This is a genomic window from Pseudoxanthomonas sp. X-1, from assembly GCF_020042665.1.
Taxonomy (GTDB): domain Bacteria; phylum Pseudomonadota; class Gammaproteobacteria; order Xanthomonadales; family Xanthomonadaceae; genus Pseudoxanthomonas_A; species Pseudoxanthomonas_A spadix_A.
In genome coordinates this window covers 2,876,127-2,901,829 of the sequence record NZ_CP083376.1, presented here as the reverse complement: position 1 = coordinate 2,901,829, position 25,703 = coordinate 2,876,127, and the positions used below count along the sequence as shown (strand labels likewise).

The 25,703-nt window shown below is 70.6% G+C and carries 25 protein-coding genes, 2 tRNA genes and 1 pseudogene; 15 read left to right on the top strand and 13 right to left on the bottom strand.

The annotated features are described in order from the left end of the window. Window positions 1-212: 212 nt before the first annotated feature. The 7 genes from LAJ50_RS12945 to LAJ50_RS12915 all read right to left on the bottom strand — a co-directional run bounded on the left by LAJ50_RS12945 (window position 213) and on the right by LAJ50_RS12915 (window position 6,285). Window positions 213-289, bottom strand: a tRNA-Arg gene (locus LAJ50_RS12945). A gap of 141 nt (window positions 290-430) precedes the next feature. Beyond that, on the bottom strand, window positions 431-1,438 hold the full coding sequence (locus LAJ50_RS12940) for an NAD-dependent epimerase (RefSeq protein WP_130552974.1): 1,008 nt from the start codon (window positions 1,436-1,438) through the stop codon (window positions 431-433). Between the two features lie 35 nt (window positions 1,439-1,473). Next, window positions 1,474-2,757, bottom strand: a complete 1,284-nt coding sequence (locus LAJ50_RS12935) for a nucleotide sugar dehydrogenase (RefSeq protein ID WP_138651943.1) — start codon at window positions 2,755-2,757, stop codon at window positions 1,474-1,476. A 72-nt stretch (window positions 2,758-2,829) separates the two neighbouring features. Next, complete coding sequence (locus LAJ50_RS12930) at window positions 2,830-3,678, bottom strand: alpha/beta fold hydrolase (protein ID WP_138651945.1); 849 nt, start codon at window positions 3,676-3,678, stop codon at window positions 2,830-2,832. Window positions 3,679-3,738: 60 nt separating this feature from the next. Then, window positions 3,739-5,142, bottom strand: a complete 1,404-nt coding sequence (locus tag LAJ50_RS12925) for a PhoH family protein (RefSeq protein ID WP_130518959.1) — start codon at window positions 5,140-5,142, stop codon at window positions 3,739-3,741. A gap of 82 nt (window positions 5,143-5,224) precedes the next feature. Next, entirely contained in the window at window positions 5,225-5,707 is a 483-nt protein-coding gene (locus LAJ50_RS12920) for a peroxiredoxin (RefSeq protein ID WP_130552971.1), read from the bottom strand. A 2-nt stretch (window positions 5,708-5,709) separates the two neighbouring features. Further along, complete coding sequence (locus tag LAJ50_RS12915; protein ID WP_130518955.1) at window positions 5,710-6,285, bottom strand: glycine cleavage system protein R; 576 nt, start codon at window positions 6,283-6,285, stop codon at window positions 5,710-5,712. A gap of 136 nt (window positions 6,286-6,421) precedes the next feature. Between LAJ50_RS12915 and dapA the strand changes: the two genes are divergently transcribed. Together dapA and LAJ50_RS12905 are read left to right on the top strand one after the other, a co-directional pair. Further along, window positions 6,422-7,330 carry a 4-hydroxy-tetrahydrodipicolinate synthase gene (gene dapA, locus LAJ50_RS12910; protein ID WP_138651947.1) on the top strand — a complete coding sequence of 303 codons (909 nt, stop codon included), beginning with the start codon at window positions 6,422-6,424 and terminating at the stop codon, window positions 7,328-7,330. A 22-nt stretch (window positions 7,331-7,352) separates the two neighbouring features. Continuing rightward, on the top strand, window positions 7,353-7,877 hold the full coding sequence (locus LAJ50_RS12905) for a hypothetical protein (RefSeq protein ID WP_130552969.1): 525 nt from the start codon (window positions 7,353-7,355) through the stop codon (window positions 7,875-7,877). 86 nt (window positions 7,878-7,963) lie between these two features. Here LAJ50_RS12905 and fdxA read toward each other — a convergent pair whose 3' ends face one another. Then, on the bottom strand, window positions 7,964-8,287 hold the full coding sequence (gene fdxA, locus LAJ50_RS12900; protein WP_138651949.1) for a ferredoxin FdxA: 324 nt from the start codon (window positions 8,285-8,287) through the stop codon (window positions 7,964-7,966). Window positions 8,288-8,421: 134 nt separating this feature from the next. Then, window positions 8,422-8,496: transfer RNA gene (locus LAJ50_RS12895), tRNA-Glu, on the bottom strand. 117 nt (window positions 8,497-8,613) lie between these two features. Between LAJ50_RS12895 and pcnB the strand changes: the two are divergent. The 6 genes and pseudogenes from pcnB to pgi form a co-directional block, all read left to right on the top strand. Then, a pseudogene (gene pcnB, locus LAJ50_RS12890) lies at window positions 8,614-9,927 on the top strand (polynucleotide adenylyltransferase PcnB); the annotation flags it as partial. Further along, the gene (folK, locus tag LAJ50_RS12885; RefSeq protein WP_138651951.1) at window positions 9,924-10,415 is read left to right on the top strand and encodes a 2-amino-4-hydroxy-6-hydroxymethyldihydropteridine diphosphokinase; all 492 of its coding nucleotides are present in this window, start codon (window positions 9,924-9,926) and stop codon (window positions 10,413-10,415) included. The pseudogene pcnB and the gene folK, both read left to right, overlap by 4 nt. Before the next feature lie 17 nt (window positions 10,416-10,432). Further along, window positions 10,433-11,245 (top strand): 3-methyl-2-oxobutanoate hydroxymethyltransferase, encoded by an 813-nt coding sequence (gene panB, locus LAJ50_RS12880; protein ID WP_130522182.1) that lies wholly within the window; start codon window positions 10,433-10,435, stop codon window positions 11,243-11,245. A gap of 44 nt (window positions 11,246-11,289) precedes the next feature. Beyond that, window positions 11,290-12,132, top strand: a complete 843-nt coding sequence (gene panC / locus LAJ50_RS12875) for a pantoate--beta-alanine ligase (RefSeq protein ID WP_138651953.1) — start codon at window positions 11,290-11,292, stop codon at window positions 12,130-12,132. An 80-nt stretch (window positions 12,133-12,212) separates the two neighbouring features. Continuing rightward, window positions 12,213-12,593, top strand: a complete 381-nt coding sequence (gene panD, locus LAJ50_RS12870; protein ID WP_138651955.1) for an aspartate 1-decarboxylase — start codon at window positions 12,213-12,215, stop codon at window positions 12,591-12,593. After that, a complete protein-coding gene (gene pgi / locus LAJ50_RS12865; RefSeq protein ID WP_138651957.1) occupies window positions 12,593-14,095 on the top strand; it encodes a glucose-6-phosphate isomerase in 1,503 nt (500 codons plus the stop codon). Before panD ends, pgi begins: the two co-directional genes overlap by 1 nt. Before the next feature lie 36 nt (window positions 14,096-14,131). On the opposite strand, the gene LAJ50_RS12860 is transcribed toward pgi, so the two are convergent. Further along, a complete protein-coding gene (locus tag LAJ50_RS12860) occupies window positions 14,132-15,085 on the bottom strand; it encodes a LysR family transcriptional regulator (protein WP_138651959.1) in 954 nt (317 codons plus the stop codon). Between the two features lie 124 nt (window positions 15,086-15,209). Between LAJ50_RS12860 and LAJ50_RS12855 the strand changes: the two genes are divergently transcribed. Next, a complete protein-coding gene (locus LAJ50_RS12855) occupies window positions 15,210-16,067 on the top strand; it encodes an NAD(P)H-binding protein (protein ID WP_138651961.1) in 858 nt (285 codons plus the stop codon). Window positions 16,068-16,078: 11 nt separating this feature from the next. On the opposite strand, the gene queG is transcribed toward LAJ50_RS12855, so the two are convergent. After that, window positions 16,079-17,149, bottom strand: coding sequence for a tRNA epoxyqueuosine(34) reductase QueG (gene queG, locus LAJ50_RS12850; RefSeq protein WP_138651963.1), 1,071 nt, complete (start codon window positions 17,147-17,149; stop codon window positions 16,079-16,081). 25 nt (window positions 17,150-17,174) lie between these two features. Here queG and LAJ50_RS12845 point away from each other — a divergent pair, with 25 nt between their 5' ends. The 6 genes from LAJ50_RS12845 to LAJ50_RS12820 all read left to right on the top strand — a co-directional run bounded on the left by LAJ50_RS12845 (window position 17,175) and on the right by LAJ50_RS12820 (window position 24,625). Then, window positions 17,175-18,662 (top strand): NAD(P)H-hydrate dehydratase, encoded by a 1,488-nt coding sequence (locus tag LAJ50_RS12845; protein WP_138651965.1) that lies wholly within the window; start codon window positions 17,175-17,177, stop codon window positions 18,660-18,662. After that, window positions 18,659-19,117: a tRNA (adenosine(37)-N6)-threonylcarbamoyltransferase complex ATPase subunit type 1 TsaE gene (gene tsaE, locus LAJ50_RS12840; protein WP_171044552.1), complete on the top strand. Its 459-nt coding sequence runs from the start codon at window positions 18,659-18,661 to the stop codon at window positions 19,115-19,117. Before LAJ50_RS12845 ends, tsaE begins: the two co-directional genes overlap by 4 nt. Before the next feature lie 112 nt (window positions 19,118-19,229). Further along, on the top strand, window positions 19,230-20,798 hold the full coding sequence (locus tag LAJ50_RS12835; protein ID WP_224096318.1) for an N-acetylmuramoyl-L-alanine amidase: 1,569 nt from the start codon (window positions 19,230-19,232) through the stop codon (window positions 20,796-20,798). A 124-nt stretch (window positions 20,799-20,922) separates the two neighbouring features. Continuing rightward, window positions 20,923-22,758 (top strand): DNA mismatch repair endonuclease MutL, encoded by a 1,836-nt coding sequence (gene mutL, locus LAJ50_RS12830; protein WP_138654496.1) that lies wholly within the window; start codon window positions 20,923-20,925, stop codon window positions 22,756-22,758. An 8-nt stretch (window positions 22,759-22,766) separates the two neighbouring features. After that, on the top strand, window positions 22,767-23,717 hold the full coding sequence (locus LAJ50_RS12825; protein ID WP_171044649.1) for a DUF1684 domain-containing protein: 951 nt from the start codon (window positions 22,767-22,769) through the stop codon (window positions 23,715-23,717). Further along, window positions 23,717-24,625 carry a TraB/GumN family protein gene (locus LAJ50_RS12820; RefSeq protein WP_130552956.1) on the top strand — a complete coding sequence of 303 codons (909 nt, stop codon included), beginning with the start codon at window positions 23,717-23,719 and terminating at the stop codon, window positions 24,623-24,625. Before LAJ50_RS12825 ends, LAJ50_RS12820 begins: the two co-directional genes overlap by 1 nt. Window positions 24,626-24,652: 27 nt before the next feature. Here LAJ50_RS12820 and rnfB read toward each other — a convergent pair whose 3' ends face one another. Together rnfB and LAJ50_RS12810 are read right to left on the bottom strand one after the other, a co-directional pair. Next, window positions 24,653-25,072, bottom strand: coding sequence for an Rnf electron transport complex subunit RnfB (gene rnfB / locus LAJ50_RS12815; protein WP_130552955.1), 420 nt, complete (start codon window positions 25,070-25,072; stop codon window positions 24,653-24,655). Between the two features lie 34 nt (window positions 25,073-25,106). After that, window positions 25,107-25,697, bottom strand: coding sequence for an HAD-IB family hydrolase (locus LAJ50_RS12810; RefSeq protein ID WP_130552954.1), 591 nt, complete (start codon window positions 25,695-25,697; stop codon window positions 25,107-25,109). Between the last annotated feature and the right edge of the window lie 6 nt (window positions 25,698-25,703).

Here is a 25,703-nt window from a genome sequence, read left to right as displayed (position 1 = left end):
ACGATGCGACGGCAGGCGCAGGCATCGCTTCGCTTCACCCGCCGCACGCGTACGGCAACGTGTGGCCCCGCACATCGCACGAAACGAAGTAAGGAGGGAAGCGCGTGTCGTCGCGCCGCGCATCGTCGCAATGCCGGCTGGCCGCGCGCGCAAACTCAGAAAACAGGCAACAAAAAAGCCAGTGGAATGCACTGGCTTTTTTGTCTTTGTAGTGGCGCGCCCGGAGAGATTCGAACTCCCGACCGCCTGGTTCGTAGCCAGGTACTCTATCCAGCTGAGCTACGGGCGCGCTGCGAAGGAGCGAGATTATTCGGGTTTCGGGCCATCGCGTCAACACTTTTTCTCAACTTTTCTAGCGTCCGCCGTCAGGGCCGTCTGGGCGCCGCCTGCGAACAGGCTGCACGCAGCCGGCCCGCGCGACCCGCCGCGCTCAGACCCCGTAATACGCCCGGTACCACGCTACGAATGCGGCGATGCCGGTCTGGATGGTCGTGGATGGTGCATAGCCCACGTCGCGCTGCAGGGCGCTGACGTCGGCGAAGGTATCGGGCACATCGCCGGGCTGCAGCGGCAGCAGCCTGCGCACGGCCTTGACGCCGAGCGCGCGTTCCAGGGTGTCGATGTAGTCCAGCAGCTGCACCGGCGCGCTGTTGCCGATGTTGTAGACCCGGTACGGCGCATCCGAGGTGGCGGGGTTGGGCTGCAGCGGGTCGTAGTGCGGATCCGGCCCGGGCACATGGTCGAGCGTGCGGATCACGCCTTCGACGATGTCGTCGATGTAGGTGAAGTCGCGCGTGTGCTGGCCGTTGTTGAACAGCTCGATCGGCTCACCGGCCAGGATGCGCCGGGTGAACTGGAACAGCGCCATGTCCGGCCGGCCCCAGGGGCCGTACACGGTGAAGAAGCGCAGGCCCGTGGTCGGCAGGCGATAGAGATGGCTGTAGGTGTGCGCCATCAGCTCGTTGGCCTTCTTGCTGGCCGCGTACAGGCTCAGGGGATGGTCGACGCTGTCCTCCACGGCGAAGGGCAGCTTGCGGTTGCCGCCATAGACCGAACTGGACGAGGCGTAGACCAGGTGCCCGACCTCGCGGTGGCGGCAGGCCTCCAGGATGTTCATGAAACCGACCAGATTGCTTTCCACATAGGCGTGCGGATTGACCAGCGAATAGCGCACGCCGGCCTGCGCGGCGAGGTTGACCACGCGCTCGGGCCTGAATGCGTCGAACGCCGCCTCCAGCGCCGGCCTGTCTTCCAGCGCGCCATGGACGAACTCGAAACCCGGCTGTCCCGTCAGGCGCGCCAGGCGCGCCTGCTTGAGGGTGGGGTCGTAGTAGTCGTTGAGGTTGTCGTAGCCCAGCACGCTGTCGCCGCGTGCCAGCAGGCGCTCGCTCAGGCGCGCGCCGATGAAACCGGCCGCGCCGGTGACCAGGATCTTCATGGAGTGGATCTCGTGTTCGGAGTCATGGGAGGGCGTCAGAGGCGCGCATCGACCAGCGCGCGGTCCAGCACGCGCTGCACGTCGAACAGCACGCCGTCCTGACGCAGCAGCGCGCGGATGCCCTCGGCGCCCAGGGCGATGAACTCGCGGTGCGCCACCGCCAGGATCACCGCGTCGTAGTGCGCCGCAGCGGGCGCGTCCAGCAGGGTCAGGCCGTATTCGTGGTGTGCCTGCTGCGCATCGACCCAGGGGTCGTGGATGTCCGGCACGATGCCGAACTGCGCCAGCTCGGCCACGATGTCCACCACGCGCGTGTTGCGCAGGTCCGGGCAGTCCTGCTTGAACGCCAGGCCCAGCACCAGCACCCGCGCGCCGGCGATGGCCAGGCCGCGCTGGGCCATCAGCTTGAGCGTGCGCTGGGCGACGTGCGCGCCCATGCCGTCGTTGATGCGGCGTCCAGCCAGGATCACCTCCGGGTGATGGCCGACCTGCTGGGCCTTGTGGGTCAGGTAGTACGGGTCCACGCCGATGCAGTGGCCGCCGACCAGGCCGGGCTTGAAGCCGAGGAAGTTCCACTTGGTGCCGGCCGCGGCCAGCACGTCGCCGGTGTCGATCCCCAGGCGATGGAACAGCAGGGCCAGTTCGTTGACCAGGGCGATGTTGACGTCGCGCTGGGTGTTCTCGATCACCTTGGCCGCCTCGGCCACGCGGATGCTCGGCGCGCAATGCGTGCCGGCCGGCACGATCGCGCGGTACAGCGCGTCCACGCGCGCGGCCGCCTCGGGGGTCGAGCCGGAGGTCACCTTGACGATGGTTTCCAGCCGATGCGCGCGGTCGCCCGGGTTGATGCGCTCGGGGCTGTAGCCGGCGTGGAAGTCGCGGTTGAACACCAGGCCCGACTCGGCCTCGATGATCGGCACGCAGATCTCCTCGGTCGCGCCGGGATAGACGGTGGATTCGAAGATCGCCAGGCCACCGGGACGGATCGCGCGTCCCACCGAGCGGCTGGCCGACTCCAACGCACTCAGGTCCGGGCGCTTGTAGGCATCGACCGGCGTGGGCACGGTGACGATGAAGACCTCGCAGCCGGCCAGGTCGGCCGCATCGTCGCTGCAGCGCAGGCCGGTGGCCGCGCGCAGCGCCTCGCTCGAGGTCTCCAGCGTGCGGTCGTGGCCCGCCTGCAGCTCGGCCACGCGCGTGGCATCGAGGTCGTAACCGACCGTGTCGGTCTGTCGGCCGAAGGCGACCGCCAGCGGCAGGCCGACATAGCCCAGGCCGATGATGGCGATCTTCGGTGCCGGGGAAAGCGTGTGGGACATGCGCGGGTCGTTGCTGGAATCCGGCGCATAGCATCGCACCGCGCCGGCATCGGCGCGACGGACGCCACAGGCTCAGTCGAGCGACGCCGCCAGCCGCTGCGCGACAGCGGCCGGCTTGCGCATCCAGGCGAAGTGATCAGCCCTGGTTCCGAGGAGCTGCCGGTCCAGCACGGTCAGGCTGTGCGGACGGCCCGGCGCGAACTTCGCCATCAGCCCGTGCAGCGAGGCCTGCGGCGCCATCCAGTCGTGCGCGAACAGCAGGCCGGTCATCGGGATCGCGCACGCCGCCATGGCCTGCTCGATGTCCACCTCCATGCCCTGGGCGGCGTAGCGCCCGCACAGGCCGACGCGGCTCCAGTCCTCGATCACGCCGCGCGCCTCGTTGCCCCCGAAGCCGATGCGATGGCCGGGCAGGGCGCCGCGACGGCGCGCCAGCCAGGGCAGGAAGCGGAACGCCAGTGGCAGCAGCGGTCCGCGCGGCAGCGGGAAGGTGCGCCAGTACGGCGTGCCGCTGGCGACCAGCCACAGCGCGTCGAAAGGCGCGTCGGTCAGCGCGGCGTGGCAGCTGGCCAGTTGCCCGCCCAGGCTGTGGCCGCCGATCACGCTCGGCAGGCCGGGCAGGGCCTCGCGCACCGCCTGCGCGCTGACGGGAAGATCCAGCGTCAGCAGCTGGCGATAGCCCCAGTCCACCTCGCGCGAGGGGCGCCAGCTGCTGCTGCCATGGCCGCGCGCCTCGTGCAGGAACACCGCGATGCCGCGTTCGGCCAGGGCCTCGGCCAGCGGCACATAGTGGCGCGCCGCCACGCCCAGCGCCGGCAGCCACAGCAGGCTGGCCCGCGGCTGGGCCGGGATGCGGCGCAGCAGCGTCCAGCGGTGGCCGTCGCTGGCCTGCAGCGACAGGCCTTCGTGCGCCTCAGCCATGGCCGCGCGCCTCGCCCCGCATGTGCCGTGGCCCGGGCCGGCGTGCGCCGCCCGCTGGCGTCACAGCACTTCCGAGGCGAAGTCGGCCAGGCGCGAGCGCTCGCCGCGACGCAGGGTGATGTGCGCGCTGTGCGCCCAGCCCTTGAAGCGGTCCACCGCGTAGGTCAGGCCCGAGGTGGTCTCGGTCAGGTACGGGGTGTCGATCTGCTCGACGTTGCCCAGGCAGACGATCTTGGTGCCCGGCCCCGCGCGGGTGATCAGCGTCTTCATCTGCTTGGGCGTGAGGTTCTGCGCCTCGTCGATGATCAGGTAGCGGCTGAGGAAGGTGCGGCCGCGCATGAAGTTCATCGAGCGGATCTTGATGCGGCTGGCGAGCAGGTCGTTGGTCGCCTGCCGGCCCCAGGCGCCGCCTTCCTGGTTATGCGTGAGCACCTCCAGGTTGTCGGTCAGCGCGCCCATCCACGGCGTCATCTTTTCCTCCTCGGTGCCCGGCAGGAAGCCGATGTCCTCGCCCACGCTGACCGTGGCGCGGGTCATGATGATCTCGCGGTAGCGCTGCTGGTCCATGGTCTGGGCCAGGCCCGCGGCCAGCGCCAGCAGCGTCTTGCCGGTGCCGGCGGTGCCGAGCAGGCTGACGAAGTCGATCTCCGGGTCCATCAGCGCGTTGAGCGCGAAGTTCTGCTCGCGGTTGCGCGCGCTGATGCCCCACACCGCATGCTGGCCGCCGCGGAAATCGTCGACCAGCGTCAGCGTGGCCTTGCCGTCCGGGTTGACCTTGACCACGCGCAGCTCGACTTCGTCCTCGCCCGGCAGGTAGAGGTACTGGTTGGGGAACCAGTCCTCCTCGTCGGCCATGGTCACCTCGTAGCTGGTGCGTCCGCCCTTGTCGCTCCAGGACTTCAGGTCGCCCTGGTGGCGATGCCAGAAATCCTCCGGCAGCTGCGTGGCGCCGGTGTAGAGCAGGCTGAAGTCGTCCAGCGCGCGGTCGTTCTCGTAGTCCTCGGCGACCAGGCCGCTGATCGAGGCCTTGATGCGCAGGTTGATGTCCTTGGACACCAAGATCACCGGCGTGCCCGGGTGCTCCTCGCGCAGCTGCAGGACCGCGGCCAGTATCTTGTTGTCCGGCGCGATGGTGCCGAAGGTGCGACCCGGATCGACCGGCTTGAGCTGGAAGTGGAGTTGGCCGATCTGCGAAGGCTGGCGCAGGCTCAGGCCCTGCGGATGGACCAGCGTGATGCCCAGCTGGATCTGCTGGGCGTCGGCGCCGACGATGAGTTCGTTGAGGAAACGGCTGACCTGGCGCGCGTTGCGACTGACTTCGGACATGCCCTTCTTGGCGTTGTCCAGTTCCTCGATCACCTGCATGGGCAGGAACACATCGTGTTCCTCGAACTTGAACAGCGCGGTCGGGTCGTGCATCAAGACGTTGGTGTCCAGCACGTAGATGCGCTTGCTTCGGGTCATCGGCGGTTCCTGTTGGACGGACAGCAGCAGGCCACCACGGCCCGCGGGGCGGGGTGGTGGGGGTAAAGGCAGACAGTGGGGGTCACTGGGATCGGGCGGCCTTGAGCGCGTCGAGCACGGCCTGGGCGTGGCCGGCGACCTTGACCTTGCGCCACGCCTGCGCGATGCGCGCATCGGGCGAGATCAGGAAGGTGCTGCGTTCGATCCCCAGCACCTGGCGGCCGTACATGTTCTTCTCGCGGATCACGTCGAAGGCCTTGCACAGCGCCTCGTCGGCATCGCTGACCAGCGGGAAGTCGAACCCCTGCTTGGCGCAGAAGTTGTCGTGCGATTTGACCGAGTCGCGCGAGACGCCCAGCACCGTGGCGTCCAGCTGCCGGAACTGCGGCAGCAGCGCGTTGAACTCCAGCCCTTCGGTGGTGCAGCCCGGCGTGCTGTCCTTCGGATAGAAGTACAGCACCAGCCAGTGGCCGGCGAAATCGGCGAGCGTGGTGGAGGTGCCGCCGGACAGGGCGAGCGGCAGTTTCAGGGTGGACTTGGACAGGGCCTGGGCGGCAGGTGCCATCGTCAGAATTTCATCGGGTCCATGATCGCGTCCAGGTTCAGATGGTCGCAGAATTCGAGGAAATCGTCGCGCAGCGCGGCGATGTGCATGTTGGCCGGCACGCCGATGGTGACCTGCGCCGAGAACATCTCCGCCCCGGTCTGCATCGCGCGGTAGCGCGTGGACTGCAGGTTCTCGATGGTGATGCCCTGGCGATCGAAGAAATCGGCCAGCTGGAACAGGATGCCCGGCTTGTCGGCGGCCACCACCTCGACGATGTAGGGCAGCAGGTTGGACTGCACGACCTTGGCGGCGGTGCGGTACCAGATCAGCTTGAGGCCTTCCTCGCGCTCGAGGCGGGTCAGCATGGCCTCCAGCTTGGCCACCGCGTCCCAGGAACCGGTGGCCAGCGCCGTGACCGACACGTCGCGGCCGACCGTGGACAACCGCGCATCGACCAGGTTGCAGCCCGAATCGGCGATCCGACGCGTCACGCCCAGCAGGGGCGACTCCGGATGCGTCGTGTAGGCGTTGATCAGGAGGTGGTTTTCGTTCGGCGAGGGCCGGGGCGTGGTGTCAGTCAAAGGGGCTTCCGGCATTGCAACGAGTCTGAATGGCGCCCGGGAGGGGGCCGGTGAAGCGCGGCCAGCATACTTGCCCGTCCTTTCGCGCCGCAAGTAACATCGCTGCCCGTGCGCGGCGTTCCGTGCGTATCACTCCTTACAGGCGAAGCGCTTGTTCCTTTCCGGTTGCATCACCGCCCTGGCCACGCCGTTTTCCGGCGCCGGCGACCTCGATCTGGATGCCTGGCGCGCACTGCTTTCCCAGCAGCTGCGCGGCGGCGTGCAGGGCGTGGTGGTGGCGGGCTCGACCGGCGAGGCCGCCACGCTGTCGGAAGATGAATACGCCCAGCTGATCCGCGCGGCGGTCGAGCAGATCGGCGGCCGGGTTCCGGTCCTGGCCGGCACCGGCCAGTCCGGCACCGCCAAGACCATCGCCCAGACGCGGCTGGCGGCCGCGGCCGGCGCGCACGGCGCGCTGGTGGTGACCCCGCCGTATGTACGTCCGACCCAGGCTGGCCTGGTCGCGCACTACCGCGCCGTGGCCGAGCAGGGTGGCCTGCCGGTGGTGCTCTACAACGTCCCCGGCCGCACCGGTTGCGATCTGTCGCCCGAAACCGTGGCCGAGCTGGCCGGGCATCCGGGCATCGTCGGCATCAAGGAAGCCGTGGCCGACCCGGCCCGCATGCAGGCGCTGCTGGCGCTGCGCAGCGCGGGCTTCGCCATCCTGAGCGGCGATGACGGCACCGCCGGCCGCGCGCTGCTGGCCGGTGCCAACGGCCTGATCTCGGTCGGCGCCAACGCACTGCCCGGCGCCTACCGCCGCCTGTGCGACCTGGCCCGGGCCGGCGACGCCGCCGGGACCGCCGCCTGGGACGCGCAGCTGGCAGAATTCCATGCCTTCTTCGGCATCGAGTCCAATCCGATCCCGGTCAAGGCGCTGCTGCAGCGCGCCGGGATCGGCCAGGGCCTGCGCCTGCCGCTGCTGCCGCTGTCGGCCGCCCACGCTGGGTTGGCCGATCGCCTGGCCGCACGGCGGGCGGTGCTCGAAGAACAATCCAGCCGCGAACCGCTCGCGGCCTGAACCAACAACGGAGAGTCATTCAATGCGTGTTTCCCGTCTTTCGCGTGTGGTCGTGCCGGTGGTGCTGGCGATCTCGATCGTCGGCCTGTCCGGCTGCAAGTGGTTCCACAAGGGGCCCAAGGGCGACTATGCGCTGAGCGAGCAGGAGCGCCCGCTGGAAGTCCCGCCGGATCTCAACCTGCCCAATACCGCCGGCGCCATGCAGGTGCCGACCGTGGCCAGCGGCAGCGCCGCCGGCCGTGGCCAGGAGGCCGCCGCGCCGGCGTCCAGCAACACCTCCGGCTTCAACGTCGCCGGCAAGCGCGACGAGGTGTTCGGCAAGGTCGGCGACGCGCTGGGCACGGTCGATGGCCTGACCATCGCCAGCCGCGCGCAGCTGCTGGGCAGCTTCGATGTGACCTATCAGGGCGCCAGCTTCCTGGTGCGCGTGGCGGAGACCAGCTCGGGCGTGTACGTCTCGGCGGTGGATCCGCGCGGCCTGCCGGCCAACGGCCCGGAGGCCACGCGCCTGATGGCCGAGCTGAAGAACAAGCTGGGCGGCACCTGACCCGGGGCGGCACGATCCACGAAAAAGGCGCCTTGCGGCGCCTTTTTTGTTGCCTCGGGTCGGGCCTGGAAGGCCGCGCCCCGGCGTCAGCGCTGCAGCAGCGGCAGCTTGTCCGGCTTGCCTTCCCAGTCGCTGGCGTCGGGCAGCGGTTCCTTGCGCACGGTGATCACCGGCCAGGCCTTGGCCAGCTCGGCGTTGAGCGCCACGAAGCCTTCCTGCCCGGCCGGCACGTCGTCCTCGGGGTAGATGGCGTTGATCGGGCACTCCGGCTCGCACAGCGTGCAGTCGATGCACTCGTCCGGGTCGATCACCAGGAAATTGGGGCCTTCGTGGAAACAGTCCACCGGGCACACCTCGACGCAGTCGGTGTACTTGCACTTGATGCAGTTCTCGGTGACGACGAAGGGCATGGGCGTTTCCGGATGACGTGCGAGGGGCTGCGCATTCTATAGGAACGCGCTTGCCCACCCGCCCGCGCGAGGCGGCGGCGCAAACGAAAAGACCCGGCATCGGCCGGGTCTGATCGGGTCTCGCATTGCCACGGTGGCGCTCCCTAGGGGACTCGAACCCCTGTTTTAGCCTTGAGAGGGCCACGTCCTAACCACTAGACGAAGGGAGCGTTTTGGCCGTGACGGCGTAGCTGGTTAGTATATTCGCAGCTTGAGCTCCCGGCAATCGGGTCAGCCGCCAATTTCTAACGGAAGCCGCGATCATCACCTCCGAACTTCAGCCCACCGTCATCCCGCGCGAGGCCCACACCATCTCGCGCCGGGACATCAGCCCCAACGCCCTGCGCGTGCTTTACCGCCTGCGTGACGCGGGTTTCTCGGCCTATCTGGTCGGCGGCGCCGTGCGCGACCTGCTGGTCGGCCAGCATCCGAAGGACTTCGACGTGGCCACCGACGCCACGCCCGAGCAGGTCAAGCAGCAGTTCCGCAACTGCCGCCTGATCGGCCGCCGCTTCCGGCTGGCGCACGTGGTCTTCGGCCGCGAGATCATCGAGGTCGCCACCTTCCGCGCCAACAGCGACGACGGCAGCGGCGACCGCGAGCTGCACGAGGACGGCCGCCTGCTGCGCGACAACGTCTACGGCACGATCGAGGACGACGCGGTCCGCCGCGACTTCACCGCCAACGCGCTGTATTACGCCATCGAGGACTTCTCGGTGCGCGACTACTGCGGCGGCTTCGAGGACGTGCAGGCCCGGCGGCTGAAGCTGATCGGCGATCCCGAGCAGCGCTATCGCGAGGACCCTGTGCGCATGCTGCGCGCGGTGCGCCTGGCGGCCAAGCTGGGCTTCACCATCGACGGGCCGACCGCCGCGCCGATCCCCGAACTTGCGCCGCTGCTGGCCGAGGCCGCGCCGGCGCGGCTGTTCGAGGAGGTGCTCAAGCTGTTCCTGTCCGGCCATGCCGTGGCCAGCTTCGAGGGCCTGGAGCGCACGGGCCTGCTGACCGTGCTGCTGCCCGAGAGCGCGGCGGCGCTGAAGTCCAACCGCAGCGGCGCGCTGCGCGCGATGGTGCTCGAAGGCCTGGCCGGCACCGATGCCCGCGTGGCGGCCGACGAGCCGGTCTCGCCGGCCTTCCTGTTCGCGCTGCTGCTGTGGCCGGCCTACTGCCGCGCGCTGATCGGCCTGCAGGCGCAGGGCACCCATCCGGAAGAGGCCGCGCGCCGCGCCGCCGACCGCGTGACCCTGCACCAGCTGACCACCATCGCGCTGCCGCGCCGGTTCTCGCTGCCGATGCAGGAGATCTGGCTGCTGCAGTCGCGCTTCTCCCAGCGCCAGCGCAAGCGCGTGGTGCGCCTGCTGAGCCATCCGCGCTTCCGCGCGGCGTTCGACTTCCTGGTGCTGCGCCAGTCGGCCTCGCCCGAGCACGCCGCCGATGTCGCCTTCTGGACCCAGGCCCAGACCCAGTCCAACGAGGAACTGTCGGCCAGCCTGGGCCTGGAGCCGGCGATCGACAGCTATACCGACGAGGACGCGCCCCCGTCCAAGCGCCGTCGCCGTCGCCGCCGCCGCAGCGGCGCGGCCGGCGCCAGCGGGGAATGACGGCCCCGGTCACCGCCTGCATCGGCCTGGGTGCCAACCTGGGCGATGCGGCGGGCACGCTGCGCGCGGCCTTCGCGGCCATCGGCGCGCTGCCCGACACCGCGCTGGTAGCGGCCTCGCCGCTGTACGTGACGCCGGCCTGGGGCGTGGAGGACCAGCCGGACTTCGTCAACGCCGCCGCGCGGGTGACCACCACGCTGCCGGCGCCGGCGCTGCTGGCGGCGCTGCTGGACATCGAGCGCCGCTTCGGCCGCGACCGCAGTCGCGAGCAGCGCTGGGGTCCGCGCACGCTCGACCTGGACCTGCTGCTGTACGGCGAGGCGGTGATCGACCTGCCTGGCCTGCAGGTGCCGCACCCGCGCCTGCACGAGCGCGCCTTCGCCCTGGTCCCGCTGGCCGATGTCGCGCCGGAGCTGCGCATCGCCGGCCACGGCAGCGTGCGGGAAGCAGCTTTCCGCATCGACCGTGGCGCCATCGCCGCGTTATGAGTGGATAATGATCGGCTATGAGCACGCATGCCGACAGCAAGCCCTGGACCGTTCCCGCCCTGCGCCAGGCCAAGCAGGCCGGGCAGAAGCTGGTGATGCTGACCTGCTACGACTACGGCTTCGCCCGCACGCTCGACGCCGCGGGCGTGGACCTGGTGCTGATCGGCGATTCGCTGGGCATGGTGGTGCAGGGCCATGACTCGACCCTGCCGGTGACCGTGGAGGACATGGTCTACCACACGCGCATCGTCGCCCGCGGGCTGCAGCGCGCGCTGCTGGTGTCCGACCTGTCCTTCCAGTCCGATGCCACGCCCGAGCGCGCGCTGGAGGCGGCCACGCGCCTGCTGCAGGCCGGCGCGGAGATGGTCAAGCTGGAGGGGGCCGGCCACAAGCTGGAGGTCATCCGCTTCCTGAGCGAGCGTGACATCCCGGTGTGCTCGCACCTGGGGCTGACGCCGCAGTCGGTGCTGTCCTTCGGCGGCTACAAGGTGCAGGGGCGCGAGGACGCGGCGGCCGAGAAGCTGCTGGCCGACGCCATCGCGGTGGCCGAGGCCGGCGCCAGCCTGCTGGTGCTCGAATGCGTGCCCTCCACGCTGGCCGCGCGCATCACCGCGGCGGTGGACATCCCGACCATCGGCATCGGCGCCGGCGCGCAGTGCGACGGCCAGGTGCTGGTGCTGCACGACCTGCTGGGCCTGGAGATGGGCCACCGCCGGCCGAAGTTCGTCAAGGATTTCCTGGAGCAGGGCGGCTCGATCGCCGGCGCGGTGCGCGCCTATGCCGATGCCGTGCGCGCAGGCCAGTTTCCCGATGCCGCCCATGCGTACTGACGCACGTCCGACCCCATCGACTCCGACGCGCGGGTAGGGCGCACATGATCGAAACCATCACTGAACTCGACGCGCTGCGCGCGCGCGTGGCCGGCTGGAAGCGCCAGGGCCTGCGGGTGGGCTTCGTGCCGACCATGGGCAACCTGCACGCGGGGCACTACTCGCTGGTGATGCTGGCGCGCCAGTACGCCGACCGCGTGGTGTCCAGCGTGTTCGTCAACCCGACCCAGTTCGGCCCCAACGAGGACTACACGCGCTATCCGCGCACGCCGGACGCGGACACCACCGGGCTGGAAGGCGCCGGCTGCGACGTGCTGTGGCTGCCGACGGTCGAGTCGATGTACCCGTTCGGGGTCGAACTGGCCGCCAAGGTCCACGTGCCCGGCGTCAGCGGCGTGCTGGAAGGTGAGTGCCGTCCGGGCCATTTCGATGGCGTGTGCACGGTCGTCAGCCGCCTGTTCAACCAGGTCACCCCGGACGTGGCGGCCTTCGGCAAGAAGGACTACCAGCAGCTGGCGGTGATCCGGCAGATGGTCACCGATCTGGCGTTCCCGGTGGAGATCCTGGGCGGCAGCATCGTGCGCGAGGCCGACGGCCTGGCGATGAGCTCACGCAACCAGTACCTGTCCGGCGAGCAGCGCCCCGTCGCCGCCGAGATCCGCCGCACCCTGCTGCAGATGCGCGATGACCTGATCGCCGGCACCCCGCGCGCCCAGGTCGAACAGGCCGCCGCCGCGCGCCTGGCGCAGGTCGGCTATGTGGTGGATTACACCGTGGTGCGCCGGCCTGACCTGTCCGAGCCGGCCGACGGCGAGCCGGGCGCGAAAGTGGCGCTGATCGCCGCCCGCCTGGGCAGCACCCGGCTGATCGACAACCTGGAATTCTGAAAGCCGCGCGCGTTGCACGGTGCCGCCTGCCGCGCGCTGCTAGACTCGCCGGCCTGCTTTCCTGCCGCTGCCCTACGCCGATGCACCTGAGCCTGCTCAAGACCAAGATCCACCGCGCTACCGTCACCCACTCCGAGCTGAACTACGAAGGCTCGATCGCCATCGACGGCATGCTGCTCGACGCCAGCGGCATCCGCGAATTCGAGCAGGTGCACATCTGGGACGTCACCAACGGTGCGCGCTTCAGCACCTACGCCCTGCGCGCCGACGAAGGCAGCGGCATCATCTCGCTCAATGGCGGCGCCGCGCGCCATGTGCAGGTGGGCGACATCATCATCATCGCCGCCTTTGCGAGCATGTCCGAGGCCGAGGCCGATGCGTTCCAGCCCACGCTGATCTACGTGGACGGACAGAACGTCATCACCCACACCAACCATTCGATTCCCAAGCAGGCCGCCTGATGACGAACTTCGACGCGTTGCAGTCCCACGCCAACCGCCTGCGCGGCACCCGCGCGCCGGCCTTGCTGGAACAGGACCCTGCGCGCGCGTCGGAGCTGGCGCTGCGGGTGGGGCCGGTGTACGCCAGCTTCGCCCGCCAGGGCTACGATCGGCAGGCGCTGGAGGCGCTGCACGCGCTGGCCTCGGACCTCGATCTCAAGGCGGCCTACCAGCGCCTGTTCCGTGGCGAGATCGTCAACCCGACCGAGGGTCGCTCGGCCCTGCACACCGCGCTGCGCAGCAACCTGACCGACGCTCAGGTCGCGCGGGACGCCTATGCCGAGGCGGCCGGCGTGCGCGAGCGCATGGGCAAGCTGGTGGCCGAGCTGGAGGCCAGCGAGGTCACCGACATCGTCAGCGTCGGCATCGGCGGCTCGGACCTGGGGCCGCGCCACGTGTCCGATGCGCTGCGCCCGCTGCAGCCCAGGCTGCGCGTGCACTTCCTGTCCAACGTCGATGGCGCCGCCGCGCAGCGCGTGCTGGCCGGCCTGAATCCGGCCAAGACCGCGGCGATCCTGATTTCCAAGACCTTCGGCACGCAGGAGACGCTGCTCAACGGCAGGATCCTGGCCGACTGGCTGGGCGGCAGCGAGCGCCTGTACGCCGTCAGCGCCAATCCCGAGCGCGCCGCCAAGACCTTCGACATCCCCGATGCGCGCGTGCTGCCGATGTGGGACTGGGTGGGCGGGCGTTATTCGCTGTGGTCGGCGGTGGGCTTCCCGATCGCGCTGGCGATCGGCTTCGACAACTTCCACGCGCTGCTCGACGGCGCCGCGCTGATGGACAGGCACGTGCTGGAGACCCCGGCCGAGTCCAACCTGGCCATCCGCCACGCGTTGACCGCCATCTGGAACCGCAACGTGCTCGGCCACGCCGCGCATGGCGTGATGACCTACGACCAGCGCCTGGCGCTGCTGCCCAACTACCTGCAGCAGCTGGTGATGGAGAGCCTGGGCAAGTCGGTGCGCATCGACGGCACGCCGGTGGACTGCGAGACCGTGCCGGTATGGTGGGGCGGTGCCGGCACCGATGTGCAGCACAGCTTCTTCCAGGCGCTGCACCAGGGCACGCAGATCGTGCCGCTGGATTTCGTCGGCACCATCAACAACGACGATCCCTACGCCGAGAACCACATCGCCCTGCTGTCCAATCTGCTGGCGCAGTCCGAGGCGCTGGCCAACGGCCAGTCCAGCGACGATCCGCATCGCAGCTACGCCGGCGGCCGGCCGAGCACGATGATCCTGCTCGACGCGCTCACCCCGCAGTCGCTGGGCGCGCTGATCGCCATGTACGAGCACAGCGTGTACGCGCAGTCCCTGGCCTGGGGCATCAACGCCTTCGACCAGTTCGGCGTGGAACTGGGCAAGCAGCTGGCCAACGGCCTGCTGCCGGCGCTCAAGGGCCAGGCGCAGGCGGACGATCCGGTGACCCGGGCGCTGCTGGAGCAGATCCGCACGCGTTGACGCCCGGCGCGTCTGGCTCGACGTCAGGTCGCGTGCTCAGCGTGCGCGGCCGCGGCGCGGGGCGCGGGTCCGCGGCGGTTCGGCGAACGCCGGCTCGACGATCTCGGCGATGAACGCGATGAAGGCCCGCACTTTGGCGGGCCGATGCTGGCGCGTGGGCGAGATCGCGTACAGCGGGAAGCGCTCATCGCACCAGTCGGGGAACAGGTTGACCAGGTGGCCGTCGCGCAGCAGGTCCTCGCAGCCCAGCGCGAGCACCTGGGCGATGCCGAAGCCTGACAGGCAGGCGCCCAGCAACGTCCCCGAGTCGGACGTCATCAAGCGTCCCTTGACCTTCAGCGGCAGCACCTCGTCGCCGCGTCTGACTTCCCACGCATAGGCCCGGCCGGTGGTCGGGTTGAGGAAGTCGATGCACTCGCGCGTTTCGATGTCCTCGGGCCGTGCCGGCCTGCCGGACGCGGCCAGATAGGACGGCGCGGCCACGGTCAGCACCCGCGTATGGCCCAGCTTGCGCGCGACGAACGCGCCTTCCGGCGGCGCATCGAAGCGGATGGCCAGGTCGAATCCGTCGGCCACCAGGTCGCCCACCGCATCGCGCATGATCAGTTCCAGCGAAAGCTGCGGATGGCGCGCCATGAAGCCGGCGATGTGCCGGGACAGCAGCACGCGCGAGAAGTAGGGATCCACATTGACCCGCAGGCGGCCGCGCACGACGTCGGCCGATCCGCCGGCTTCGAGCGCGGCGTCCTCGATCTCCGCCAGATGCGGTGCGACCCGTTCGTAGAAACGCCGCCCTTCGTCGGTCAGCGACAGCGTGCGCGTGGTCCGCGCCAGCAGGCGCGCGCCGATCTGCTGCTCCAGCCGCGCCAGCGCGCGGCTGACGCCCGAGGGCGACATGCCCAGCGCTTCGGCGGCGCGCGCCAGCGTGCCGGCCTGGACGACGGCGATCAGCACCGAAGCGCCGGAAACGAGGGGGCCTTGGTTGCGCATGCGAAATGGTGACTCCAAGTCATCAATGAAGTGACAAAGGCGATATTGAAGCATCAATTACCGAGGCGGAAAGTGGCGCCACGCCGCGGTAGCGCGGTCTTCCCCCTTGATCCAGGAGATCTGCATGTACGCCATCACGGGCATCACCGGAAAAGTCGGCGGCGCGCTCGCCCGCCATCTTCTCGCCGCGGGCGAGCGCGTTCGCGCGGTGGCGCGCAATCCAGCCAGTGCCCAGGTCTGGAGCGCGCAGGGCTGCGAGGTGGCGATGGCCGAGATGCACGATGCCGATGCTCTGACGGCCGCGTTCGCGGGTGCCGAAGGCGTGTTCGTGCTGCCGCCTCCGGTCTACGACCCGGCCCCGGGCTTCCCCGAAACGCGGGCATGCGCCGAGGCATTGGCGCAGGCGCTACGGAACACGCGCCCGGCGCGCGTGGTATGCCTGTCGACGGTCGGGGCCCAGGCGGCCGAGGAAAACCTGCTCAGCCAGCTGGGCCTGATGGAGCGCACCCTGGCCATGCTGGCGCTGCCGATCACCTTTCTGCGCCCGGCCTGGTACCTGGACAACTTCGCATGGGATCTGGAGACGGTGCGCCAGTCCGGCGTGTTGCACAGCTTTCTTCAACCCCCTGAGCGGGCGATCCCCATGGTGGCCTCGGCCGATGTCGGGCGCGTGGCGGCGGAGCTGATCCTGCAGCCCCACGATGGCGTGCGCCGGGTCGCCCTGGAGGGGCCGCGGCCGGTTTCCCCCCTGGATGCGGCTGCGGCATTTTCCGCCGTGCTGGGCCGCCCGGTGCGCGTGGAGACGGTGCCGCGCGCCGACTGGGACGCCCAGTTCCGTGCCCAGGGAATGCGGCATCCCGAGCCCCGCATGCGCATGCTGGATGGCTTCAACCAGGGCTGGATCAGGTTCGAGGACGAGCCGCGCCTGCGCGGGGAGTTGGACCTGGTGGCGGTGTTGCAGGGTCTGCTCGGAACGGACTGAGCGCGACCCGGTCACGTCGCGTGCTGCGCCAGCGCCCAGCCGACGTGCTCGCGCACCAGCGCCGAGGCGTCCTGGCGACGAGAAGCCAGGGCGGCGAGGATCTCCGGCGTGGTCGGCGCATTGCCCAGCGCCACGGCGATATTGCGCAGCCAGCGCTCATGCCCGCTGCGGCGGATCGCCGAGCCCTCGGTGCGACGCAGGAACTCGTCCTCTTCCCAGGCGAACAGCTGCGGCAGCGTGGCGGTATCCAGGTCGTTGCGCGCGCGGAAGTCCGGCTCGTCGGTGCGCTTGGCGAACTTGTTCCAGGGGCACACCAGCTGACAGTCGTCGCAGCCGAAGATGCGGTTGCCGATCGGCTTGCGCAGCTCGAGCGGAATCGCGCCGTCGTGCTCGATGGTCAGGTAGGCGATGCAGCGCCGCGCATCGAGCCGGTGCGGGGCGACGATGGCCTGTGTGGGGCAGACCTCGATGCAGCGCACGCAGGTGCCGCAGTGCGCGCTGGCCGGCGCGTCGATCGGCAGCGGGATGTCGACGTAGATCTCGCCGAGGAAGAACCACGAGCCGCCCTGCCTGTCGATCAGGCAGGTGTGCTTGCCGATCCAGCCCAGCCCCGCGTTGCGCGCCAGCGCGCGTTCGAGCACCGGCGCCGAATCGACGAACACGCGGTGGCCGAACGCGCCCACTTCTTCCTGCAGCTTGAGCGCCAGCTTCTGCAGGCGGTTGCGCATGAGCTTGTGGTAATCGCGGCCCAGCGCGTAGCGCGCCACATAGGCGCGGGTGCCGTCGCCCAGCGTGGTCCAGGCGTCGTCGCTGTCGTTGCGCCCGTAGTCCAGGCCGACCGAGATCACGCGCAGGGTGCCCGGCATCAGCTCGGCGGGTCGCGCCCGCAGCTCGCCATGGCGCGCCATCCAGTCCATCGAGCCGTACAGGCCTTCGGCCAGCCAGCTGCGCAGGTGGTCTTCGTCCTGGCCCAGCTCGATGCCGGCGATGCCGCAGCGCTGGAAGCCGGCCGCGCGCGCCAGTTCACGGATCCGCGCGGCCAGCGCGTGCGGATCGGGCGATGTCGCAGACGAAGCAGTCATGGACGCAAGTATAGAATCGCGCGCCATGACGGCCCTTCTCCCCTTGTTCGGCACCGCCGCGGCACGCGCCCTGGACCAGCAGGCCAGTGCGCGCCTGGCGGGCGGCGCCTTCGCGCTGATGCAGCAGGCGGGGCAGGGCGCGTGGCAGGTGCTGGAACGCGAATGGCCCCAGGCCGAGCGCCTCACCGTGGTCTGCGGGCCCGGCAACAACGGCGGCGATGGCTATGTGCTGGCGCTGTGCGCGCTGCGGGCACGCCGGCAGGTGGTGGTGGTGCATCTGGAGGAGCACACGCCGCGCACCGAGCTGGCCCAGCGCGCGTGCACCGACTACATCGCCGCCGGCGGACAGGTGGCGCTGTTCCCCCAGCAGTTCCCACCGGCCGACGTGGTGGTCGATGCATTGTTCGGCATCGGCCTGGCGCGCGCGCCGGAAGGCCAGGCGCAGGCGCTGATCGAGGCGATCAATGCGCAGCCGGCGCCGGTGTTCGCGCTCGACGTGCCCAGCGGCGTCGATGCAGGCCAGGGCGCGGCGCCCGGCGTGGCAGTGCGCGCGCGGCGCACGCTGCAGTTCATCGTGCGTCACCACGGCCTGCATACCGGCGCCGGGTTGGAGCATGCCGGCGAACTGCTGCTCGATCCGCTCCAGGTTCCGGACGAACTGATGCGCATGACCGCGCCCAAGGCGCACCTGCTGCAGGCCGAGCATCTGGCGACCTGGCTCAAGCCGCGCCGGCTGGACACGCACAAGGGCGAGAACGGCCGCGTGCTGTGCATCGGCGGCGATCTGGGCCACGGCGGCTCGATCATGATGACCACCGAGGCCGCACTGCGCAGCGGCGCGGGCCTGGTCTCGGTGGCCACGCGCCAGGCGCATGTCGGCGCGCTGCTGACGCGGCGTCCGGAGGCGATGGTGCATGCGGTGGAATCCGGCAGCGACCTGCAGCCGCTGCTCGACGCGGCCGACGTGATCGCCATCGGCCCCGGGCTGGGCCAGGGCGACTGGGGCCGCGCGCTGCTGCGTCTGGCGCTGGAGGCCGGCAAGCCGCTGGTGCTCGATGCCGACGCGCTCAACCTGATCGCACGGCAACCGCGCGCGCTGGGCGATGCCATCCTGACCCCGCATCCGGGCGAAGCCGGGCGCCTGCTCGGGCGTTCCACCGCCGAGGTCCAGGCCGACCGATTCGGCGCGGCCGCCGAGCTGGCGGCGCGCTGGCAGGCCACGGTCGTGCTCAAGGGCGCCGGCACCCTGGTCGCGCAGGACGGACAGCTGCCGCGGGTGATGACCACCGGCAACCCCGGCATGGCCACCGGCGGCATGGGCGATGTACTGACCGGCGTGATCGCCGGCCTGCGCGGGCAGCGGCTGGAGGCGTTCGCCGCGGCCAGCGCCGGCGCACTGCTGCACGGGCTGGCCGGCGACGCGGCGGCCGCGCGGCGCGGCCAGCGCGGGCTGCTGGCCAGCGATCTGTTCGACTGCCTGCCGACCCTGGCCAATCCGCAGGCGGCCGGCTGATGCGGCTGCACCTGGCGCAGGTCGAGGACACCGCGCGGCTGGGGAACGCGCTGGCGTCCACCCGCCCGCCGCAGGCGGCCGTGCATCTGCATGGCGACCTGGGCGCCGGCAAGTCCACCCTGGCGCGCGCGCTGCTGCGCGGGCTGGGCGTGACCGGCTCGGTGCGCAGCCCCACCTACACGCTGATCGAGCGTTACCCCATCGACGGTGGCGAGGCCTGGCACCTGGATCTGTATCGCCTGGGCGATGCCAGCGAGCTGGATTTTCTCGGCCTGGACGAGGCCGTGGCCACGCTGTGGCTGATCGAATGGCCGGAAAAGGGCCGCGGCGGCCTGCCGGCGCCGGATCTGGAGATCCACCTGGCGATCTCCGGCCAGGGGCGCGAGGCGCACCTGCGCGCGCGCAGCGAAACGGGCCAATCCTGGCTCGCCCGCCTGACGGAAACGGCCAGTTAGGGGTCATTCGTGCCGGCTCGGTCGAGGAAGTATCGGCAGGTCACGGATTATTAAGGGAAAAGGGCTTGCCTTTACCAGGGCGCGGTGCTTGAATCCCCGCATGCCGAAGGGGATGACCGCACTTGCGATCGCATGGGGGAGCGCCGCGCTGCTGGCCAGCGTCGTGCCGAGCGCCCTTGCCGGCGAAGTGCGCGCGATCGACCTCATCAATGGTCCCACCGGGACCCGCGCCGAGATCCAGCTGCAGGGGGCGGGGGCCTACAAGACCATCTCGCTGGCCAATCCCAACCGCCTGGTCGTCGACCTGCCGGCCTCCACCGCGCTGAAGTCCCTCAAGCTGCCGGCGCCCAGTGGTGTCGTCACCGCCGTGCGCACCGGGCAGCCGGTGCCGGGGACGTTCCGCGTGGTGTTCGATCTGGCCGGGCCGATCACGGCAGTCAATCCGCATATGGAAGGCGCCGGCGCGCTGTCGCGGCTGGTGATCGAGTGGCCCGGCGACGGCCCGGCGACCACCGCCAGCGCGCCCGCGCCCACACCCGGCGCGGCGTCGGCCGCCGTGCCGGCCAGCGTCGCCGCCGCGCAGGCAACCTCCGCGCTGGTCGCCCAGGCCACGCGCCCGATGCCCGCCACGCCGGCGCCGGTCGTCCAGGCGCCCGTGGCCGCGCCCGCGCCGTCGACGCCTTCGCCGCAGCAGCAGGCGCCCGCCACGCCGGTGTCCAGCACACTGTCGCCGGCGGCGATCCTGGCCGGCCAGCCCGTGCCCGGCGTCGTCGTGCCCACGCCGGCCGCGACGAACGTGCCGGAGACGGTCGCACCCGGCGTGACCATCGCCACCGGCCGCCCCGCGCCGGTCGAACCCAAGTCCGTCGTCGCCGACGCCCCGGCCCCGGTGCTGCCGCAGCCCAAGCTGGCCATGCGCGCCGGCATGCGCCCGCTGGTGATCGCCATCGACGCCGGCCACGGTGGCCAGGATTCCGGCGCCATCGGCCCGACCGGCAAGTACGAGAAGAACGTCACCCTGGCGATCGCCCGCCAGCTGGCCCGGCAGATCGATGCCACGCCGGGCCTGAAGTCCTACCTGACCCGCGACGGCGACTACTTCATCCCGCTCAACCAGCGCGCGGTCAAGGCGCGCGCGGCGCACGCGGACATGTTCATTTCCATCCACGCCGACGCCGCCGAGAACCGCAGCGCCAGCGGCTCGTCGGTCTATGTGCTCTCGCTCAAGGGCGCGACCTCGCAGCGCGCGCGCTGGCTGGCCGACAAGGAAAACGCCTCGGACCTGATCGGCGGCGTCAAGCTGCAGACCGTGGACAGCACCCTCGGCTCGGTGCTGATCGACCTGGCCCAGAGCGGCCACATGAAGGCTTCCGAGAACGCCGCCGGCCACGTGCTGGCCGGGCTCAAGGACGTGGGCAACGCCCACAAGGCCACGCTGGAAAAGGCCAACTTCGCCGTGCTGCGCACCTCGGACATGCCGGCGATGCTGGTGGAGACCGCCTTCATCTCCAACTACACCGAAGAGAAGCAGCTGACCGATCCGGCCTTCCAGGCCCAGATCGCCGGCGCGATCCTGCGGGGCGTGGAGACCTACTTCAGCCGCGAACCGCCGCCGGGGACGCTGTTCGCCGCGCGCGCGCAGGCCGCTGCAGGCGGTAGCTCGGGCGGTGGGGCGCCTTGAGCCGGGCGTGAGTGGGGCGCCGTGAGGCGTGGGCAAAGCAAGCGCGGCCCGGTGATTTAGACTGACCGCGGATTCGCTTCTGCCTTTCCGCACCCCTCACTTCCTTCGCGCCCCTTCCTCGCCCGTGTCCATTCGCCAGCTTCCCGACACCCTGATCAACCAGATCGCCGCTGGCGAGGTGGTCGAACGGCCCGCCTCGGTCGTCAAGGAGCTGGTGGAGAACGCGCTGGACGCCGGCGCGCAGCGGGTGGACATCGACCTGGAGGAAGGTGGCATCCGCTTGATCCGCATCCGCGACGACGGCGGCGGCATCGCGCCGGAGGAACTGCCGCTGGCGGTCTCGCGCCATGCCACCAGCAAGATCGCCTCGCTGGACGATCTGGAGACGGTGGCCACGCTCGGCTTCCGCGGTGAGGCGCTGCCCTCGATCGCCTCGGTCAGCCGTTTCAGCCTCAGCTCGCGACGCGCGCAGGACGCCCATGGCGCGGCGCTGCAGGTGGACGGCGGGCGCGTGGGCGAGGTGATGCCGCGCCAGCACGGGCAGGGCACCACGGTCGAGGTGCGCGAGCTGTTCTACAACGTGCCGGCGCGGCGCAAGTTCCTGCGCGCCGAGCGCACCGAGCTGGGCCACATCGAGGAATGGCTGCGCTCGCTGGCGCTGGCGCGCCCGGACGTGGAACTGCGCGTGTCGCACAATGGCCGGCCGTCGCGCCGCTACAAGGGCGGCGGCCAGCTGGAGCCCAGCCTGCGCCTGCACGAGACCCTGGGCGAGGAATTCGCCCGGCACGCGCTGCGCATCGATCACAGCGGCGCCGGCCTGCGCCTGCACGGCTGGGTCGCGCAGCCGGCGTATTCGCGCGCCAGCGCCGACCAGCAGTACCTCTACGTCAACGGCCGCGCGGTGCGCGACCGCAACATCGCCCATGCGGTGAAGTTGGCCTACCAGGACGTGATGTATCACGGCCGCCAGCCAGCCTACGTGCTGTTCCTGGAGCTGGATCCGGCACGCGTGGACGTCAACGTGCATCCGGCCAAGCACGAGGTGCGCTTCCGCGAATCGCGGATGATCCATGACTTTGTCTTCCGCACGCTGCAGGAGGCGCTGGCCGGCACGCGCGCCGGCGTGGCCGCCGACGGTGCCGGCGAGATGGCCGCCGCGCCGATGCCGATGGCGCAGGCCGCCTACGGTGCCCCCGCGCCGGCGGCGGGGCAGGTGCCGCAGCATCTGCAGTGGACCGGCGCGCAGCAGTCGCCGCTGGGGCTGCGCGTGGCCGAGGCGCCGGGGGCCTATGCGGCGCTGTACAGCAGCCCTTCGATCCGCAGTCCGCAGCCGAGCTCGGCGATGCCGCTGCCCGCCAACGACGCGCAGGACGCCATTCCTCCGCTGGGCTATGCCATCGCCCAGCTGCACGGCATCTACATCCTGGCCGAGAACGCCGACGGGCTGATCGTGGTGGACATGCACGCCGCACACGAGCGCATCGGCTACGAACGCCTGAAGACCGCGCACGACGGCATCGGCCTGACCGCACAGCCACTGCTGGTGCCGATGACGCTGGCGGTGGCCGAACGCGAAGCCGACGTGGCCGAGCGCGAGGCCGCCACGCTGACCGAACTGGGATTCGATGTGACCCGCAGCGGCCCGCAGAGCCTGAGCGTGCGCAGCGTGCCGGCCCTGCTGGCCAATGCCGAACCCGGCGCGCTGCTGCGCGACGTGCTGGCCGACCTGCGCGAACACGGCCAGAGCCGGCGCGTGGCCGCCGCGCGCGACGAGCTGCTGTCGACCATGGCCTGCCACGGCGCGGTCCGCGCCAACCGCCGGCTCACGATCCCGGAAATGAATGCCCTGCTGCGCGACATGGAGATCACCGAGCGCTCCGGGCAGTGCAACCACGGACGCCCGACCTGGGCGCACTTCAACCTGGCCGAGATCGACAAATGGTTCCTGCGCGGGCGTTGAGGCAGTCGATGGGCAAGACCCGAGCGGTCTTCGGGTGTCTGGCGCTGGCGTCTTTGCTGGCGGCCTGCAGCGATCGCGCGGCGCCACCGCAGGCCGGTCCGGCGATGACCTCGGACACCACCTTCCTGGCCGATAACGCGATCTGGCGCACCGAGCGCCGCCAGGCGCTGCTGGCGCCCGATGGCTGGACCAGCCTGGTCGGCCTGCACTGGCTCACGCTCAAGGCGCATTACATCGGCCGCAGCGATGCCAGCGGCATCAAGCTGGAAGTCGGTCCGCCCAAGCTGGGCCTGGTCCAGGTGGACGGCGACAAGGTGTTCTTCACCCCCGAGCGTGGCGTGGCGGTGACCGCCGACGGCCAGCCGTTGAAGGGGCGCATCCGCCTGGTCGACGACCAGTCGGGGCCGGCGACGGTGATCGGCTTCGACGACGGCGCCGGCCGGATGAGCCTGATCCATCGCGGCGCGCGCTACGGGCTGCGCATCAAGAGCGCCGACGCGCCGGCGCGCGTGGGCTTCACCGAACTGGAGTACTGGACGCCCGATCCGGCCTGGCGCATCGAAGGCAGGTTCGTGCGCGGCCCGGCCGGCGCCACGCTGACCTATGCCGACATGGTCGGCAACACCATCGCCGCGCCCAGCCCGGGCAAGGTGGAGTTCGAACGCGACGGCAAGCGCTATGCGCTCACCGCGATGGAGGGCGAGAACGGCGGACTGTTCCTGGTGCTGGCCGACCGCACCAGTGGGCATGGCTCGTATCCGGCCGGGCGCTTCATCGACACCGACGCGCCCGACGCGCAGGGCCGCGTGGTGGTGGACTTCAACCGCGCCTACAACCCGCCCTGCGTGTTCACCGTGTACGCGACCTGCCCGTTGCCGCCGGCGGAGAACCGCCTGGATCTGCTGGTCGATGCCGGCGAGAAGATGTACACCGGGCCGGTCGGCGGCGGCGCGCACTGATGTCGGCGCTGCGCCGCCTCCTGCTGGCCGCACTGCTGCTGGCCGTGGCCGCACCGGCCTGGGCCACGCCGCCGGTGCCGCTGCTGTGGAAGGTCAGCAAGGGCCGGCACACGCTCTACCTGCTGGGTTCGTTCCACCTGCTCACCGCGCAGGACTATCCGCTCTCGCCGGACGTGGACGCGGCGTTCGCCGATGCAGAACAGGTGGTGCTGGAACTGTCCGGCGACGAGCTGCAGTCGCCGGCGCTGGGCCAGGCGATGCTGGCCGCCGCCCAGCTTCCCGCCGGGCAGACTTTGCAGCAGCGCATCGATGCCAAAACCTGGGCGAGCCTGCAGGCGTACGCGCAGGCGCATAACCTGCCGATCGACCTGTTCGCGCACCTGGAGCCTTGGCTGGTGGCGACCACCATCAGCGTGCAGGAGATGACCGCGCAGGGACTGGACCCGCAGCTGGGCCTGGACCTGCACTTCATCCAACTGGCCCGGCAGGCCGGCAAGCCGGTCAGCGGGCTGGAGCGCGGTCAGGATCAGGTCGCCATGCTCGACGGCATGAGCGCCGAGGAGCAGCGCCAGTACCTGGCCGAGACCCTGGACGATGCCGGCGCCACCGGCGAGCGCGAAGCCCGGCGCCTGCATGCGGCCTGGCGCGCCGGCGACGTGCAGACGCTGCGCGACGGCCTGGCCGCGGACATGAAGCGCGAATACCCCGCGCTGTACCAGCGCATCAACGTGGCGCGCAACGATGCCTGGCTGCCCAAGCTCGAGGCGCGTCTGCAGGGGCCAGGCGAGGACGACACGCTGGTGGTGGTCGGTGCCCTGCACCTGCTCGGGCCCGACGGCGTGGTCGAGAAGCTGCGCGCCCGGGGCTATGCCGTGGAGCGCATCTGCAGCGCGTGCGCCGCGCATTGATGCGGAACTGAAGTTCCGCGTGCGGCCTCAGGCCGCCGGCTCCATCACGATGCAGTCCACCGGACACGGCGGCACGCACAGCGCGCAGCCGGTGCACAGGTCCTCCAGCACGGTGTGCATGAACTTGGGTCCGCCGACGATGGCATCGACCGGGCAGGCCTGGATGCATTTGGTGCAGCCGATGCAGTCGGCCTCGACGATCAGCGCGACGCGCGCCGGCAGATGCGCGCCGCGGCTGCGGTCGAACGGCTGCGCCGGCACGCCCAGCACCTGCGCCAGCGCCCGCGCACCTTCATCGCCGCCGGGTGGACAGCGTTCGACCCCGGCCTCGCCGCGCGCCATCGCCTGCGCGTAGGGGCGACAGCCGTCGAACCCGCACTGTCCGCATTGGGTCTGCGGCAGCAGGCGGTCGAGGCGTTCGACGAGGGAGGGGGAAAGATCGGTCATGCGTGGCGGTCGGGCTGCGCGGTTTGCGGATCGGTCAGGAGCAGGGGCGGCCGCGGTACCAGCGTGCGTGGGCCAGGGCGAGCATCGGCTTGTCTTCGCCGCTGTCGCCGTAGGCATGGATGCGTTCGAAGCTGTCCATATCGTACTCGGCCCTGATGCGCGCCACCTTGTGCCCGCCCACATCGCGCCCGGCGTAGCGGCCGGTGCAGCGGCCGTCGACGTGCTCGAGCGCATTGCAGATCAGCGCCGCGCCCTGCGCCTGGCACCACGGTCGCAGGTAGGCATCGAGCGAGCCGGACACCACGACCACGGTGTGCCCGCGCGCCAGGTGCTGATCGAAGCGCTGGCGCATGTCCGGCCGCAGCACGCCGGGCAGGACGTCGCGCGCGTAATGTTCGCCTGCCGCCAGCACCTCGTCGTACGCGCGTCCTTCGAACGCGATCCGGGTCACGCGCGCGCGCAGCGCGGCGGCCGACACCAGCCGTGCTCGATAGGCCAGCAGCCACGGCGCCACGTTCCAGCGCGCCCGCGCCAGCTGCTCGGGCGTGGCGATGCGGCGCAGGAAGCCGGCATAGGTGTCGCGCGTGGTCAGCGTGTGGTCGAAGTCGAACAGCGCCAGCTGCATCGGATG

Bases quoted from the DNA above. Each gene is read 5' to 3' on its own strand.
- LAJ50_RS12930 (WP_138651945.1), bottom strand. From the start codon at position 3,678: ATGGCTGAGGCGCACGAAGGCCTGTCGCTGCAGGCCAGCGACGGCCAC.
- panC (WP_138651953.1), top strand. From the start codon at position 11,290: ATGATCGAAACCATCACTGAACTCGACGCGCTGCGCGCGCGCGTGGCC.
- panB (WP_130522182.1), top strand. From the start codon at position 10,433: ATGAGCACGCATGCCGACAGCAAGCCCTGGACCGTTCCCGCCCTGCGC.
- folK (WP_138651951.1), top strand. From the start codon at position 9,924: ATGACGGCCCCGGTCACCGCCTGCATCGGCCTGGGTGCCAACCTGGGC.
- LAJ50_RS12860 (WP_138651959.1), bottom strand. From the start codon at position 15,085: ATGCGCAACCAAGGCCCCCTCGTTTCCGGCGCTTCGGTGCTGATCGCC.
- LAJ50_RS12855 (WP_138651961.1), top strand. From the start codon at position 15,210: ATGTACGCCATCACGGGCATCACCGGAAAAGTCGGCGGCGCGCTCGCC.
- LAJ50_RS12820 (WP_130552956.1), top strand. From the start codon at position 23,717: ATGTCGGCGCTGCGCCGCCTCCTGCTGGCCGCACTGCTGCTGGCCGTG.
- LAJ50_RS12925 (WP_130518959.1), bottom strand. From the start codon at position 5,142: ATGACCCGAAGCAAGCGCATCTACGTGCTGGACACCAACGTCTTGATG.
- LAJ50_RS12825 (WP_171044649.1), top strand. From the start codon at position 22,767: ATGGGCAAGACCCGAGCGGTCTTCGGGTGTCTGGCGCTGGCGTCTTTG.
- queG (WP_138651963.1), bottom strand. From the start codon at position 17,149: ATGACTGCTTCGTCTGCGACATCGCCCGATCCGCACGCGCTGGCCGCG.
- LAJ50_RS12810 (WP_130552954.1), bottom strand. From the start codon at position 25,697: ATGCAGCTGGCGCTGTTCGACTTCGACCACACGCTGACCACGCGCGAC.
- LAJ50_RS12905 (WP_130552969.1), top strand. From the start codon at position 7,353: ATGCGTGTTTCCCGTCTTTCGCGTGTGGTCGTGCCGGTGGTGCTGGCG.
- LAJ50_RS12920 (WP_130552971.1), bottom strand. From the start codon at position 5,707: ATGGCACCTGCCGCCCAGGCCCTGTCCAAGTCCACCCTGAAACTGCCG.
- LAJ50_RS12915 (WP_130518955.1), bottom strand. From the start codon at position 6,285: ATGCCGGAAGCCCCTTTGACTGACACCACGCCCCGGCCCTCGCCGAAC.
- rnfB (WP_130552955.1), bottom strand. From the start codon at position 25,072: ATGACCGATCTTTCCCCCTCCCTCGTCGAACGCCTCGACCGCCTGCTG.
- panD (WP_138651955.1), top strand. From the start codon at position 12,213: ATGCACCTGAGCCTGCTCAAGACCAAGATCCACCGCGCTACCGTCACC.
- LAJ50_RS12940 (WP_130552974.1), bottom strand. From the start codon at position 1,438: ATGAAGATCCTGGTCACCGGCGCGGCCGGTTTCATCGGCGCGCGCCTG.
- LAJ50_RS12835 (WP_224096318.1), top strand. From the start codon at position 19,230: ATGACCGCACTTGCGATCGCATGGGGGAGCGCCGCGCTGCTGGCCAGC.
- LAJ50_RS12935 (WP_138651943.1), bottom strand. From the start codon at position 2,757: ATGTCCCACACGCTTTCCCCGGCACCGAAGATCGCCATCATCGGCCTG.
- LAJ50_RS12845 (WP_138651965.1), top strand. From the start codon at position 17,175: ATGACGGCCCTTCTCCCCTTGTTCGGCACCGCCGCGGCACGCGCCCTG.
- fdxA (WP_138651949.1), bottom strand. From the start codon at position 8,287: ATGCCCTTCGTCGTCACCGAGAACTGCATCAAGTGCAAGTACACCGAC.
- pgi (WP_138651957.1), top strand. From the start codon at position 12,593: ATGACGAACTTCGACGCGTTGCAGTCCCACGCCAACCGCCTGCGCGGC.